Here is a 14,337-nt window from a genome sequence, read left to right on the forward strand (position 1 = left end):
GCTCAAGGCGCCCGTGTACCCGACGACATGCAAATGTTCTGTCCGATAAAAAATGCTTTTTACTTTTAATCGCGCAGGTTATTTGACACGAGACGTTCGCGCGTGAAGCTAGACACAGAAACGTAGATTTTTATGTTTTCTTAACTCTTTACCTTAGTTGCGCTTATACTTTATTCCTTTAGAGAAGTTAAATTTTCTTAAAGTAAAAAAGGACCGAAAGCTACATGTAGCTTTCGGTCAATTAAGAGGGTATACAGCATAGTATTAGCTATCATTTTTTTCTTCGTGTAGCTTGTCTTTATAGAACGTTAACATAAAGATTGTCCCTTTATTCACTTCGCTTGAAACATCAACTTTAGCTTTATGGGCTTCAGCTAAGTGCTTCACAATAGCCAAGCCTAAACCTGTGCCCCCTGAATTTCTTGATCTTGCTCTGTCAACACGGTAAAAGCGCTCAAACACTCTTGGCAGTTCTTTTTTGTTCATACCGATTCCAGTGTCTTCTACTTCTACTACTACAGTCTCTGTTTGCTCTCTGACCCGTACGGTTACAACACCATCTTCGGGTGTATACGCGATTGCATTATTCATCAGGTTAATGATAATTTGCTTAAGGCGGAGAGGGTCCCCTTCAATGAATGGCGTCCCTGTGATTTTCACCTTTAAATCAATGTTCTTCTTTCTGGCTGGTTCCTCTAACATAACTTTTACATCCTCGATCATTTCTTCTAAATCGACCTTCTGCCAGTTTAATTGAAACTGGCTATCCTCAATTTTGGATAGTTCGAGAAGATCATAAATCAAACTTTCCAATCGATCAGACTCTTTTGAAATAATCGTAATAAATTTTTTACTTAGTTCCTTATCTTCAATAGCTCCTGACAGTAACGTTTCTGTAAAACCTTTCAGTGAAGTCACCGGGGTTTTTAGTTCATGTGAAACATTGGCTACAAAGTCTTTCCTTGCTTTTTCAAGTTTTTTTAATTCAGTAATATCGTGAAATACGAGAACGATACCTTTGAGCCTGTCATTATTTCCGATAATAGGAGCACCGTAGACGTCAACGTGCCTTAATTCAATACGAATCGGCAATTCCAGCTGGCGACGTTTTCCTTTTTCAGTCAAGAAGATTTCCTGAACAAGTTTAATAATCTGTTTATGTTTAATCGCTTTATAGTACAGTTTATGAAGCCACTCGTTCGTATCTTCTTGGAAAATATCCTTACATGAACGATTTGCAAGCGTTATATCACCCTTGGCATTGATCAACAACAATCCACTGCCCATATTTTCGATTAACGTTTCTAAATGCTCTTGTTGCATTTGGTATGTTTTCGTAATTTGTCCGAGATTTTCTGCTAACACATTTAATGAACGGTTCAAATTTCCCGTCTCATTTGCTTCTCCTTCATACGTTCGTGCTTTAAAATCCCCTTGAGCCAGCTGATTCGCAACCCGGGTCGCTTCTTCAATTGGCACAATCATCTGGTTAGTAATTTTCGACGTAAGTGCGAAAATTACTAGAAAAGCGACTGAAAAGCTCATAAATAAGAAAACCCAAATATCTCGGTAAATGCGATTGAGTTCATCAAGGGCTAATGCTAATCTCAAATAGCCAACCGTTTCACCTTCATCCTCTAACTGCACCGTATAGTAAAGAAGCTCTTCTCCAACCGTATTGCTATAGCGCATTTCTTTGCCTCTTCCAGACCTGACTGCTTCTTCAATTTCAGGACGACTGCTGTAATCCTTCGTATGATCAGGCTCGACATCGGATTCTGCAACTACTTGCTGATCGGCTGAAAGTAATGTAATACGTACATCTAGTTGGTCTGCTAACGTAGACACAATTTGTTGGATTTTACCTTCATCGTCCAAACCCGCTTGATAGACATTAAAAGCAACTACGTCAGCTTCTTTTTCGATACGATCCGTCATTTGCTCGAAATAAAATTCCTTAAATAAAGGGCCGAGCAGAGCTCCTAAGCTTGCCAATACAAGAAACACAACGAGCGTTAAAGGGAGAAGGATCTTGGCCCGGTAGCTATTCATTTATGGCGGGCTCCTCCAGCTTATAACCTAATCCTCTAATCGTTTTAATATAAATCGGTTTTTTTGTAAGTGGCTCGATCTTTTCACGGAGATGGCTAATATGTACATCTACTATGCGTGTATCCCCAACGAATTCATAGTTCCAAACCGCGTTTAGCAGTTGATCCCGTGTTAAAACACGTCCTTTATGGTGAACCAGATAAAGCAATAGCTCAAACTCTTTTGGTGTCAGTTCTAATGCTTCACTAAAGAGATATACCTCATAGTTTTCTGGGTAGATGGTGACATTCCCAATTGTCATTTTCTTTACTTCTTTTTCCTGTTTAAGGGCGGTGGCTTGTGCTCCCCGAGTTCTTCGTAGAATGGCTCTTGCTCTAGCGACAACTTCACGGGGACTGAAAGGTTTTGTTAAGTAATCATCTGCACCTAATTCGAGCCCGAGCACTTTATCAAATTCATCATCTTTAGCGGTAAGCATGAGAATAGGTGTCATGACCTTGCTCTGACGTAGCTGCTTACACACTTCTAAACCATCCATTTCAGGCAACATAATATCAAGGACGATCAAATCAAAATCATCATGTTGTCCTTTTTCCAAGGCTGCTTTTCCGTCCATGGCTGTTGTCACAGAAAAACCTGCTTGTTCCAAATTAAACTGAAGCAGAGTTACTATAGATTCTTCATCGTCTACAACAAGTACTTTTTGTGGCACTGTTAATTCCTCCCCGTGTATGCTTTGACCTCCTATTGTCATAGCAAAGCAAGGTAATGTGAACTTATCTGTTTTTATTTTTGGTTGTTTCGTAAGCGTTATAGCATTTTGAACGTTCATAAGTTGTCTTCACTACTTTTTATATTACTACTTAAAATGCGGGTGTACAAGCACAGATAGAAAACGGCTGCCTCACAATGAGGCAGCCGCTTTCTATCTACTTGCTTAAAAGTTTTCAAATGTTCCTTCGTCTTGAGTCACCGGTTTAAACGGGTAAGGCGGACAAACGTCCATTTCCCCGTGGACGACTGTGATATCATCCTCATCTTTTCCAAGGACACTTACCGTCACTATATGCTTCTTTTCATCCACTTTTACAATTTCAAGTGTAAGTTGCAATGTTCCATAGTGATACAGAGGTTTCGGGTACTGCAAAGTCTGGCTAACGAGAGAGCTTCCTGCTCCTGGTAAGTGCATAGAAACGGTCGATGTGACAATTCCGTTAATCATAATATGGGGCACAATCGGTTTTTGATAAGGCGTCCTTGCAGCATAGTCATGCTGGAGGTAAATTGGATTCGCATCATCCGAAAGGCCTAAGTATAAAAGAATGTCTTTATCTTCAACCTTTTTTGTAATTTCTACCTTTTCTCCTATTTGAAGGTTCGATATCCCGCGACCGAGTTTCCTTTTTTTCGTAAACATGCCTACACTCCTTCATATTAAAAAGTTTCGTACACTGTTTTCAATAGCATGCCCTCAAAGTAAACGCTTACAAGTTTAAGTATGAATAAATCCGGCTTATAAACCGGATTTATTCTCAATGTATTCAACTGTCGTTACTTTACAAGCCCTAAAACACTGTTAACGGAGTCAGCAGACTTTTGTAACTGTACTTTCTCCTCTTCAGTTAAATCAAGCTCTAGTATTTTTTCTATACCGCCACCGCCAATAACTGTCGGTACCCCTAAGTACATATCTTTATAACCATATTCGCCTTCAAGGTAAGCGATCGTCGGTAAGATACGTTTTTTGTCCTTTAGAACCGCTTCTACCATTTGAACAATAGAGGCTGCAGGTGCATAGTAAGCACTTCCGTTTCCAAGAAGGTTTACAATTTCACCGCCGCCTTTTCTTGTACGTTCAACAATGGCATCAAGACGGTCTTTAGAAATTAATTTTTCTAGTGGAATACCGCCTGCGTATGAGTAACGGAGCATTGGTACCATGTCGTCACCGTGTCCGCCAAGAACGAAGCCAGAAACATCTTCTACTGAGACGTTAAGCTCTTGGGCTACGAACGTTCTGAAGCGCGCCGTATCGAGAACTCCAGATTGACCGAATACACGGTGTTTAGGGAAGCCAGACTCTTTAAATACGGTATACGTCATCGTATCTACTGGGTTAGTAAGAACAATGATGTAGCAATCAGGAGAATATTTTACAATTTCTCTCGTTACTTTTCTCATAATATCAGCGTTTGTACTTACAAGATCGTCACGACTCATCCCCGGTTTACGAGGAAGTCCCGCTGTAATAACAACGATGTCAGAGCCTTCTGTATCTTTGTAATCAGACGTTCCGATAATGTTAGAGTCAAAACCTTGGACCGGGGAAGCTTCCATCATATCAAGCGCTTTCCCTTTAGTTGGATCTTCATTATTAGGAATGTCAACGAGAACGACATCTGCTAATTCTTTTTGAGCGGCCATTAATGCTGTTGTAGTTCCTGTAAATCCACCGCCAACGACTGTAATTTTTCTACGTTTAATTGTCATTTTGTTTGCCCTCCCTTTTCACTATGCAAAGATTAAAGGTTTTTAATTAGTTCTTCAGCAAACTCTGAACATTTTACTTCTTTAGCGCCTTCCATTAATCGAGCAAAGTCATAAGTAACAACTTTACTTCCGATTGTTTTATCCATAGAAGCTTCAATCATATCAGCCGCTTCATTCCAGTTTAAGTGGCGCAGCATAAGAACACCGGATAACAGAACAGATGACGGGTTAACTTTATCTAATCCTGCATATTTAGGAGCTGTACCGTGTGTTGCTTCAAAGATAGCATGTCCACTGTCATAGTTAATGTTAGCTCCCGGTGCAATTCCGATTCCGCCTACTTGCGCTGCAAGTGCATCAGAAACGTAGTCTCCGTTCAAGTTCATTGTCGCGACAACATCAAATTCTTTTGGACGAGTTAAGATTTGCTGTAAGAAGATATCGGCAATTGAGTCCTTTACGATGATTTTACCAGCAGCTTCTGCTTCAGACTGTGCTTGATCAGCTGCTTCGCGACCTTTCTCTTCAACAATTTTGTCATACTCTGCCCATGTGAAAACTTTATCTCCGAACTCATTTTCAGCTAGCTCGTAGCCCCACTTCTTGAATGCACCTTCTGTATACTTCATGATGTTTCCTTTGTGTACTAACGTTACACTCTTACGGCCTTCCTCGATCGCATACTGAATTGCCGCACGTACAAGGCGATGAGTCCCTTCTTCAGAAACAGGCTTAATACCGATTCCAGAAGTTTCAGGGAAACGAATCTTATCAGCACCTAATTCTTCACGAAGGAAGTCTACTAACTTCTTCGCTTCATCTGTTCCTTTTTCATACTCAATACCTGCATAGATATCTTCAGAATTCTCACGGAAAATAACCATATCTGTATCTTGTGGGCGCTTTACTGGAGATGGTACACCTTCAAACCAGCGAACAGGACGAACACAAGAATATAAGTCTAATTCTTGACGAAGGGCTACGTTTAATGAACGAATTCCGCCACCAATTGGTGTTGTTAGTGGACCTTTAATCGCTATGAAATACTCACGAATCGTATCTAAAGTTTCATCTGGAAGCCACTCGCCAGTTTTATTATGGGCTTTCTCCCCAGCTAATACTTCTTTCCACTCAATTTTCTTCTCGCCGTTATATGCTTTGTCTACAGCTGCTTCAATAACATGAGATGCTGCTGCCCAAATGTCCGGCCCGATACCATCTCCCTCGATGTATGGAATAACCGGGTTGTTAGGTACGTTTAGTACCCCGTTGTTAACTGTAATACGTTCTGCCATGTTAATAACCTCCTTGAGTATCGTTCCAATATGTAATGAGAAGAGATCGAAACTAGAACTCCAAATGAAGAATCTTTCTTTCTCCCCTCATTTATTGTCTAACATTCATGATCATTTTGCAAAAGTTCAGTAATAAAAACATAGTAGGGCTACTTATTATAAACGCTTACCTTTTAACAAAGGCTGTATCCAAAAATAATTAACGATCTTCTAAACGAATCCAGTCTTGCTTATCCGGACCTACATACTCAGCACGTGGACGGATTAAGCGGTTGTTGTCGTATTGCTCAAGAATATGAGCAAGCCAGCCAGATACCCTGCTAACTGCAAATATCGGCGTAAATAAATCATGTTTAATGCCTAAACTATGGTAAACCGACGCGGAATAGAAATCGACGTTAGGTAATAAACCTTTTTCGTTTGTTACGATTTCATCGATACGGACACTCATATCATACCACTTAGATTCACCTGTAATTTTTGTTAACTGACGAGACATTTCTCTAAGGTGTTTCGCACGTGGATCGCCGTTTTTATATACCCTATGACCGAACCCCATAATTTTTTCTTTATTATCAAATGCTGTTTGGATATAACTATCTACCTTACTTTCATCACCAATGTCAGAAAGCATCGCCATTACACGTTCGTTTGCTCCCCCATGTAATGGTCCTTTTAATGCACCTATCGCAGAAGTAACACCAGAATATACGTCAGATAGAGTGGCAACACATACACGTGCTGTAAACGTAGACGCATTCAATTCGTGGTCCGCGTGAAGCACTAAAGCTTTGTTGAATGCCTTGATGGATATTTCATCAGGCTCTTCACCGTTAAGCATGTACAAGAAATTAGCAGCAAAGCTTAGACCTTCTTTTGGTGCAACCGGCTCTTTCCCTTCACGAATTCGGCCGAATGCCGTGACGATAGTTGGAATTTGCGCTTGTAGTTTCATCGCTTTTCTACGATTTGACTCTTTAGATGTATCATCAGCTTCATCATCAAATAAAGCTAAATTAGATACAGCAGTACGCAATGCCGCCATCGGATGTACTTTATCAATTGGATACGTTTTCAATTGTTGCAATATTTCATCAGGAACTGATGCATAACCATTAAGTTCCTTTTGGAACGAATTCAACTCATCTTTAGTTGGAAGTTTATGATTCCAAAGAAGATAGACAACCTCTTCAAAACTTGCATGATCAGCAAGGTCATCGATGTTGTATCCATAGTAAGTTAATACTCCGTCGATAATCGAACTGACGCTGGATGTTGTTGCGACAACACCTTCTAAACCTTTTGTTGTACTCATACCAACCTCTCCTTTAGTTCAATATTTTCGGGAATCAAAGTGTTATTCCCATAACGATTTTTCAAAAACTCCGGTATGTGATCTTCAACATGGAACTTCTTCCATCGAGCGGATCACGGGGTAAGAAAAATGTCAGGTTCCCTGCATTTATTCACTTTACTAAAATAGTTCCCTAGACCTTATGTACATGGGTAGGAATATGTAGGAATGATCGGAAGTGAAACATAAGCGTTTTCTATAAAGATTTAAAAAGACAGTCTTCACAAATCATTACACTCACATTTTCTTCAGTCAACTATTATTATAACTACTTTTCTTATTTTTGTGAACTTTAAATTCTCAAAACAAACCAACATTCTAACTTATACTATTATTTTAATTTGTTTGACACTTCACGTATACCGACAAATTTAACCACTTATAGAGCTAAAAAATGACACAATTTTCATTGCCATATACGCAATCCCGGCGCCGATTAATGGCCCTACTGCAACTCCGTTAAATACAGCCACAGCTAAAATTGTCCCAAATACGAGTGCAGCTGTTATGTGGGGGTCATCTTTTAATAGTTCTACCCCACTGGCTGCAATTATTGCAACAAATACTCCAGAAGCAAGCGCAACCCATGCATAAGAGGATTTCGTTGCTTCAGTAAGTTCTTTAAATCCAATTTGCCCCGTCACAATAGGAACGAGTACTGCAATCGTAATGATCGTCACACCAATATGAATCCCTTTTTGTTGAATAAAAGGAAAAGCTTTATCACCTAACCCTATCCACTTTAAAATAAGTAAAAAAACGACTGCAATAATTAGCGACTGATTTTTTGCAATCAGCCCGATTCCTAATAAAATAAGCATAAATACAGTTGCTGGTGTAAACAAAAAAAGTCCTCCTAAACATCTAAATCTCATCTTTTTGTACAAGCAGGCATGTCTATCCCTTGGTTCACATAGAGTATTAAAAACAAGGGAAGGGGGAGCATCGAAATTAATACAAAACAAATGCTCGAACAATTAATCCGAGCAGTGATTGTCATTTTTTTCTCACTATTGTTTATCGCCATAGGATACACTCTCGTTCGATTCTTATACCCCTTTATTATTGGCTTTATTATCGCGTTGATCCTTATTCCTATCGTCAATCAGATGGAGAAGAGGTTTAATTGGTCCCGATCTGTTGCGGTACTGATGACGATGTTTGCCATGCTCCTTGTTAGTTTAACATTTACAACCTTAATTGCGGTAGAAGTTGCCAATGGGCTGCTCTACCTTTCCGGTGTCCTTCCTGATCATATAAAGAATTTTGTTTATACAATGGAAAATTGGATATCTGTCACTTTTTTACCTCTGTATGAACGGGTCAATGATCTCGTGTTAACACTAAATACAAACCAACAGGAAACGGTTACACAATCTTTACAAACCCTGACCGGTGAAATAACCCACAAGGCCGGAGAATTTATTCAAGTATTTTTTAATGGTTTAGCCGAAATATTGTTAAGCTTACCTAATACTATTACAATCATGTTATTTTCATTGCTTTCTACTTTTTTTATTACAAAAGACTGGCCATTAATCCTTCATTGGTACAACCAGCTCGTACCGAAAAAAGCAGACCGATACCTAGTTAGATTATTGAACGAGTGGAAAAAATCATTATTTGGCTATTTTTTTGCCCAAGGTATTCTCGTTTCCATGACTGCTTTTATTGTCCTAATTGGCTTTATTATTATTGGCATTGAGCACGCGATAACAGCAGCTTTGCTCTTGGCAATCATTGACTTACTTCCCTATTTAGGAACAGGGATTATTTTTATCCCTTGGATATTGTATAGCTTTTTTACAGGGGAATGGCTGTTGTCAATTGGCTTGAGTGTGTTATATGCAATCGTTGTACTTCAACGGCAAATAGCCGAGCCTAAGGTGCTTTCCAAACATATTGGTGTCCATCCTATCCCACTCTTGTTAACACTTTTTTTAAGCTATCAATGGTTTGGGTTTCTCGGATTGCTATTTGGGCCGATGATTTTAATCGTTATTCAGTCGATGATAAGAGCAGAAATCATTCAAGGGTTATGGCAGTTTGTCAAAATCGATAAAACATCCGGATAATTTTAAGAAAAGCATTTTCTTAACGTAAAGATTGCTGAATAACTCAAAATACAAAGGGTGCCGCTTCCGTGGCTTTTCTTTCCGCAGGCACCGCTTCACCCTCCTCATTCGCGAAAGGCGTGCTCACTGCGGCGACTTCTACTGTTGCTTTTGCTTCTGGAGTCTCCGTCATTGCAGCAGCACCCCTTGACTATTTCATATGTACCCAAAATAAGGTGCAAAGTTTTTTGGTAAAAGGAGAGTTATTTCCTTGCAGATTCTCTCCATGAGAAAGAGCATATCCTCTTGATACGCAGACGTATGCTACTTATTCAGCATCCTCTAACGTAAAAGAAGCCGGTTGCTTCTTAACAGCAACCGGCTTCTTTATATTCAGAGTGGGGTTTAGAAACGACGTCCTCGGTAAAAGACGACATTTCCCGATCGAATGGCGCGTTCAAAAATGCCTTGCAAAAATCCTTTAAAAATTCCTCTCGTTTTAGGAACTAGTAAAAAGAAGCCAAATGCATCTGTTATAAATCCAGGTGTTAATAAGACCACGCCACCTACAAGAATACAAATACCGTCCAGAAGTACACCGCTTGGAACCTGCCCTTGCGTAGCTTGTAATTGAGCTGAGCGAATCGCGTTAAGCCCCTCTCGTTTAGCAAGGGCCGCACCTAGGATCCCTGTGAGAATAATTAGCAAAATCGTCGGGATGACTCCGATCAAATTACCAGATAGTATTAACACGCCAATTTCTATGGCTGGAACTATAATTAACAATAATAAAAACACTCGTCCCATATTATCTTCTCCTTTATGAAACAAAACTCACTTTTAAAGGTGACTGTCTATATTTTAAATAGAAATGGGACACATGTCGAGTGTGACACAGCAAAGTGGTTCGTAGTATAAAATAAGAACACGATATGTGCTACATATTTACAGCCTAATGGGATCGTCAAAAAACCCCTATTTGACGCAATGCTTCGCTATTGCTTCTAGGTATATCAAAAGGTCAAAAACAAACCTTTTGATATACCTATAGTACGCTCGCTATGCCTTTATAAATGTTTCCGTGGCTGCCGTCAACTGTAATCTCATCACCATCATTAAAAAGCTCTGTAGCGTTGTCGACGCCAACAATGACCGGAATACCGAGGTTTAGTCCAACGACTGCGGCATGAGAGGTGAGACCTCCATGCTCTGTAATAACGGCAGAAGCTTTTTCGAAAGCAGACATCATATCACGATCTGTATTTGTCGTAACTAAAATCGCGCCATCTTCCATTTTTTCAATGGCTTCACTTCCATCTCGTGCTATGACAACTTTACCTGCACGGGATTTACGTCCAATTCCCTGACCTTTAGCTGCAACTTCACCGACAACGTGAACTTTCATTATATTCGTTGTGCCTTTTTCGCCTACGGGAACTCCAGCAGAAATGATCACTAAGTCTCCATGACTTACAAGACCTGTTTTCAAAGATTCTTCAACAACTGTGGAAAGCATTTCGTCCGTTGTTGTAGCTGTTGGTCCAATTTGTGGATGAACACCCCATACAAGACATAAAGAACGACAAACTCGTTCACTAGGGGTAACCGCTACGATCGCAGACTTCGGACGGTATTTCGATACCATACGAGCTGTATGACCACTTTCCGTCGCCGTTAATATCGCAGTTGAATTGAGATTTAACGCTGTATGAGCAACAGATTGACTTATGGAATCGGTAATCGTGTGTTCACTTTCTCGACTACGTTTACGAAGAATATCCTCGAACTTCAATGCTGTTTCTGTTTTTTTGGCAATGTTATTCATCGTTAATACTGCTTCAACTGGATACGTTCCTGCGGCTGTTTCTCCTGATAGCATTATCGCATCTGTACCATCAAAAATCGCATTCGCTACATCACTAGCTTCCGCTCTCGTTGGTCTAGGATTACGTTGCATAGAATCAAGCATTTGTGTAGCGGTAATGACCGGCTTTCCTAAACGATTGCATTTTTTAATGAGTTCCTTTTGTACTAACGGAACATCTTCTGCCGGGATTTCAACACCTAAATCTCCACGGGCAACCATAAGCCCATCTGAAACCTCGAGAATTTCATCGATTTTATCGACGCCTTCTTGGTTTTCGATTTTAGGAATAATTTGAATATGCGTTGCGTCATGCTTTTCAAGAAGCTCGCGGATTTCCAACACATCTGAAGCGCGGCGGACAAAAGATGCTGCGATAAAATCAACATCTTGTTCGATACCAAAAATAATATCATTAGCGTCTTTTTCAGTTATCCCTGGAAGATTTACACTAACTCCCGGAACATTAACACCTTTTTTATTTTTTAATACGCCACTGTTTACAACTTCAGTAACAAGTTCGCCATTCCCGATTTCTTTTACTTTCAGTTCAATGAGGCCATCGTCTAATAATAACGTTGAACCAACTTGTACATCGTCGATCAGGCCCGGGTAAGTGACCGAAATTTTCTTCTCATTTCCGACCACCTCTGTCATGGAGACTACGACTTCAGAACCTTGTGTGAGTTCTGCTTCGCCACCTTCAACCGTTTGCGTACGGATCTCAGGACCTTTTGTATCTAAAAGAATCGCTACTTTTTTTCCGAGCTTTTCAGATGCTTCACGGATATTTTGGATTCGCGCACCGTGTTCCTCATAGTCTCCGTGTGAGAAGTTTAACCTGGATACATTCATCCCTGCTGCAATTAAACTTGAAAGCTTCTCTATCGTTTCACTTGCGGGTCCAATCGTACAAACGATTTTCGTTTTTCTCATTAATGATATCCTCCTCAAATCAATCATGGTTCTTATTTACTGCAGGAGAGCCAGGACGCATGGGTCCTAGCTCAGTATATATGATTCATACACATTGATGTAAAATTAAATAGAAAGCTCTTGTGAAAGTCTGTACATTTCCTGATCAATTTCATGCTTGCGCGATAACGCGTCTTCAATTGAGTGAGAGACAATTTTATTACTTTCAACCCCGACCATTTTTCCTGCTTGTCCGTCAAGCAATAATTCTATTGCTTCTGCACCTAATCGACTGGCAAGCACTCGGTCTGATGCTGTTGGAGATCCACCGCGCTGAATATGTCCTAAGACAGTGACTCGGGTTTCAAATCCTGTTTTCTTATGAATTTCTTTTCCGATATCAACGCCAGACCCTACACCTTCAGCTACAATTATAATACTATGCTTCTTTCCTCGCTCAGCTCCACGCTTTAAACGGTCAACTATATCGTTCATGTTATACGTTACTTCAGGAATTAAGATCGTTTCTGCACCATCAGCCAAACCGGACCAGAGAGCAAGATCCCCTGCATCTCGGCCCATGACTTCGACGACGTATGTACGTTCATGGGAAGTTGCCGTATCTCTAATTTTATCAATCGCATCAATTACCGTATTTAATGCGGTGTCAAAACCAATCGTATAGTCTGTTCCAGCGATATCGTTGTCGATCGTTCCCGGAACACCAATTGTAGGGAAACCATGTTCTGTTAATTTTTGGGCACCCTGGAATGATCCATCTCCTCCAATTACAACCAGACCTTCGATCCCGAACTTGTTTAATTGTTCTATACCCTTTTTCTGTCCTTCTAATGTCTTAAATTCTTCGCACCTTGCTGTGTAGAGAACTGTCCCACCCCTGTGGATGATATCTCCTACAGAGCCGAGCTCCATTTTCTTAATTTGGCCATTGATCAACCCTGCATATCCTTGATCAATACCGTACACTTCTAAGCCATGAAAAATGGCTTTACGAACAACTGCACGTATGGCTGCGTTCATCCCTGGGGAATCCCCACCGCTTGTTAACACTCCAATGCGCTTCATTCGTTTCATTCACCTCTTTTACGTACTTTTTCATCATTTTAATGCTTTTATGTGTAAAGAAAACCTATAGGCTCTTCCAAAGTGCGATTAAATCTCACCCAAGAACACGAAATAGCTTTTCTTATACTTTCCTAGATTGGTTTTTATACTCATGAACACCATTTAAAATAACACTTTAAATTCGCAATGACAATAGAGATCAGACGTCAAACAAAACAGCCGTCCCAAAGAGGGAAGGCTGTTTTCCTTAATTAACGCCAATGGTACCGTTTACATTGTCATATTGGCCAATTTTATTAAATTTTTCATAGCGTTTTTCAACGTATTCCTCTCCTTGGAAACCACTAAGTTGTTCAAGTGCTTTCTGGAGGGTTTCATCAATAGCCTTTGCTTGCTGCTCTAAATCACGGTGAGCTCCTCCACGAACCTCTGGAATGATATCATCGATAAGTTCTAATTCCTTAAGGTCCGGGGCAGTAATTTTCATCGTTTCTGCTGCTCGTTGTGCCTGTCCAGCATCTTTCCATAGTAAAGCTGCGGCCCCTTCTGGTGAGATAACCGAATAAGTCGAGTTTTCGAGCATATAGATGCGATCGCCAACTCCTAAAGCAAGGGCCCCACCACTTCCGCCTTCACCAATAACGATACAAATGATAGGCACTTTCAAATCCGCCATCTCGATTAGGTTCCGTGCAATGGCTTCACTTTGCCCACGTTCTTCTGCAGCGATACCTGGATAAGCCCCTTTAGTATCAATGAAGTTTATAATGGGACGATTAAATTTTTCAGCTTGTTTCATAAGCCTTAACGCTTTGCGATATCCTTCAGGGTGAGGCATACCGAAGTTTCGGCGAATGTTTTCCTTTGTTCCTTTTCCGCGCTGGTGACCGATAACCGTAACCGGCTTCCCGCGATACTTCGCAATTCCACCAACGATCGCTTCATCATCCCCATACAATCGATCTCCGTGAAGTTCAAGGAAATTGGTGAATAACTGGTTGATGTAATCTAACGTCGTAGGACGCTGGCTGTGACGTGCAAGTTGTACACGATTCCAAGGGCTTATATTTCCATAGATATCTTCTTCAAGCTGTTCTAATCTAGTTTCTAGCTTTTCAATTTCACCTGAAAGATCGATGCCTTTTTCTGATGTAAAGGCTTTTAGTTCAGCTATTTTATGTCGTAATTCTGTAATTGGTTTTTCAAACGGTAGTTCCTCTGCCATGA

At 40.4% G+C, this 14,337-nt stretch carries 13 protein-coding genes; 1 reads left to right on the forward strand and 12 read right to left on the reverse strand.

Features of this window, described 5'->3' with window-relative positions; all coding sequences use genetic code 11:
• Nucleotides 1-264: 264 nt before the first annotated feature.
• From pnpS to CDZ94_RS08375, 7 genes are all read right to left on the reverse strand, one after another.
• On the reverse strand, nucleotides 265-2,052 hold the full coding sequence (gene pnpS, locus CDZ94_RS08345) for a two-component system histidine kinase PnpS (RefSeq protein WP_096436059.1): 1,788 nt from the start codon (nucleotides 2,050-2,052) through the stop codon (nucleotides 265-267).
• Complete coding sequence (locus tag CDZ94_RS08350) at nucleotides 2,045-2,764, reverse strand: response regulator transcription factor (protein WP_096440677.1); 720 nt, start codon at nucleotides 2,762-2,764, stop codon at nucleotides 2,045-2,047. The genes pnpS and CDZ94_RS08350 overlap by 8 nt, the downstream gene beginning before the upstream one ends.
• A gap of 225 nt (nucleotides 2,765-2,989) precedes the next feature.
• Nucleotides 2,990-3,469, reverse strand: a complete 480-nt coding sequence (locus CDZ94_RS08355; RefSeq protein WP_096436061.1) for a MaoC/PaaZ C-terminal domain-containing protein — start codon at nucleotides 3,467-3,469, stop codon at nucleotides 2,990-2,992.
• A 134-nt stretch (nucleotides 3,470-3,603) separates the two neighbouring features.
• On the reverse strand, nucleotides 3,604-4,542 hold the full coding sequence (mdh, locus tag CDZ94_RS08360) for a malate dehydrogenase (RefSeq protein WP_096436063.1): 939 nt from the start codon (nucleotides 4,540-4,542) through the stop codon (nucleotides 3,604-3,606).
• A 32-nt stretch (nucleotides 4,543-4,574) separates the two neighbouring features.
• Entirely contained in the window at nucleotides 4,575-5,837 is a 1,263-nt protein-coding gene (icd, locus tag CDZ94_RS08365; protein WP_425352529.1) for an NADP-dependent isocitrate dehydrogenase, read from the reverse strand.
• Between the two features lie 199 nt (nucleotides 5,838-6,036).
• Nucleotides 6,037-7,152 (reverse strand): citrate synthase, encoded by a 1,116-nt coding sequence (gene citZ, locus CDZ94_RS08370; protein WP_096436067.1) that lies wholly within the window; start codon nucleotides 7,150-7,152, stop codon nucleotides 6,037-6,039.
• A 410-nt stretch (nucleotides 7,153-7,562) separates the two neighbouring features.
• Nucleotides 7,563-8,012 carry a DUF441 domain-containing protein gene (locus CDZ94_RS08375; protein ID WP_425352560.1) on the reverse strand — a complete coding sequence of 150 codons (450 nt, stop codon included), beginning with the start codon at nucleotides 8,010-8,012 and terminating at the stop codon, nucleotides 7,563-7,565.
• Between the two features lie 144 nt (nucleotides 8,013-8,156).
• Here CDZ94_RS08375 and ytvI point away from each other — a divergent pair, with 144 nt between their 5' ends.
• Nucleotides 8,157-9,266: a sporulation integral membrane protein YtvI gene (gene ytvI / locus CDZ94_RS08380; protein WP_096436071.1), complete on the forward strand. Its 1,110-nt coding sequence runs from the start codon at nucleotides 8,157-8,159 to the stop codon at nucleotides 9,264-9,266.
• 43 nt (nucleotides 9,267-9,309) lie between these two features.
• Here the strand turns inward: ytvI and CDZ94_RS21825 are convergent, their stop codons facing one another.
• The 5 genes from CDZ94_RS21825 to accA form a co-directional block, all read right to left on the reverse strand.
• Complete coding sequence (locus CDZ94_RS21825; protein WP_280951840.1) at nucleotides 9,310-9,438, reverse strand: hypothetical protein; 129 nt, start codon at nucleotides 9,436-9,438, stop codon at nucleotides 9,310-9,312.
• Between the two features lie 212 nt (nucleotides 9,439-9,650).
• The gene (locus CDZ94_RS08385) at nucleotides 9,651-10,052 is read right to left on the reverse strand and encodes an FxsA family protein (RefSeq protein WP_096436073.1); all 402 of its coding nucleotides are present in this window, start codon (nucleotides 10,050-10,052) and stop codon (nucleotides 9,651-9,653) included.
• A gap of 238 nt (nucleotides 10,053-10,290) precedes the next feature.
• Complete coding sequence (gene pyk / locus CDZ94_RS08390; protein WP_096436075.1) at nucleotides 10,291-12,045, reverse strand: pyruvate kinase; 1,755 nt, start codon at nucleotides 12,043-12,045, stop codon at nucleotides 10,291-10,293.
• Between the two features lie 105 nt (nucleotides 12,046-12,150).
• Nucleotides 12,151-13,110: a 6-phosphofructokinase gene (gene pfkA, locus CDZ94_RS08395; RefSeq protein WP_096436077.1), complete on the reverse strand. Its 960-nt coding sequence runs from the start codon at nucleotides 13,108-13,110 to the stop codon at nucleotides 12,151-12,153.
• A 247-nt stretch (nucleotides 13,111-13,357) separates the two neighbouring features.
• The gene (gene accA, locus CDZ94_RS08400; protein WP_096436079.1) at nucleotides 13,358-14,335 is read right to left on the reverse strand and encodes an acetyl-CoA carboxylase carboxyl transferase subunit alpha; all 978 of its coding nucleotides are present in this window, start codon (nucleotides 14,333-14,335) and stop codon (nucleotides 13,358-13,360) included.
• Nucleotides 14,336-14,337: the final 2 nt, after the last annotated feature.

The organism is Alteribacter populi (assembly GCF_002352765.1).
Classification (GTDB): Bacteria; Bacillota; Bacilli; order Bacillales; family Salisediminibacteriaceae; genus Alteribacter; species Alteribacter populi.

Bases quoted from the DNA above. Each gene is read 5' to 3' on its own strand.
- pnpS (WP_096436059.1), bottom strand. From the start codon at position 2,052: ATGAATAGCTACCGGGCCAAGATCCTTCTCCCTTTAACGCTCGTTGTG.
- CDZ94_RS08355 (WP_096436061.1), bottom strand. From the start codon at position 3,469: ATGTTTACGAAAAAAAGGAAACTCGGTCGCGGGATATCGAACCTTCAA.
- mdh (WP_096436063.1), bottom strand. From the start codon at position 4,542: ATGACAATTAAACGTAGAAAAATTACAGTCGTTGGCGGTGGATTTACA.
- icd (WP_425352529.1), bottom strand. From the start codon at position 5,837: ATGGCAGAACGTATTACAGTTAACAACGGGGTACTAAACGTACCTAAC.
- citZ (WP_096436067.1), bottom strand. From the start codon at position 7,152: ATGAGTACAACAAAAGGTTTAGAAGGTGTTGTCGCAACAACATCCAGC.
- CDZ94_RS08375 (WP_425352560.1), bottom strand. From the start codon at position 8,012: ATGCTTATTTTATTAGGAATCGGGCTGATTGCAAAAAATCAGTCGCTA.
- ytvI (WP_096436071.1), top strand. From the start codon at position 8,157: ATGCTCGAACAATTAATCCGAGCAGTGATTGTCATTTTTTTCTCACTA.
- CDZ94_RS21825 (WP_280951840.1), bottom strand. From the start codon at position 9,438: ATGACGGAGACTCCAGAAGCAAAAGCAACAGTAGAAGTCGCCGCAGTG.
- CDZ94_RS08385 (WP_096436073.1), bottom strand. From the start codon at position 10,052: ATGGGACGAGTGTTTTTATTATTGTTAATTATAGTTCCAGCCATAGAA.
- pyk (WP_096436075.1), bottom strand. From the start codon at position 12,045: ATGAGAAAAACGAAAATCGTTTGTACGATTGGACCCGCAAGTGAAACG.
- pfkA (WP_096436077.1), bottom strand. From the start codon at position 13,110: ATGAAGCGCATTGGAGTGTTAACAAGCGGTGGGGATTCCCCAGGGATG.
- accA (WP_096436079.1), bottom strand. From the start codon at position 14,335: ATGGCAGAGGAACTACCGTTTGAAAAACCAATTACAGAATTACGACAT.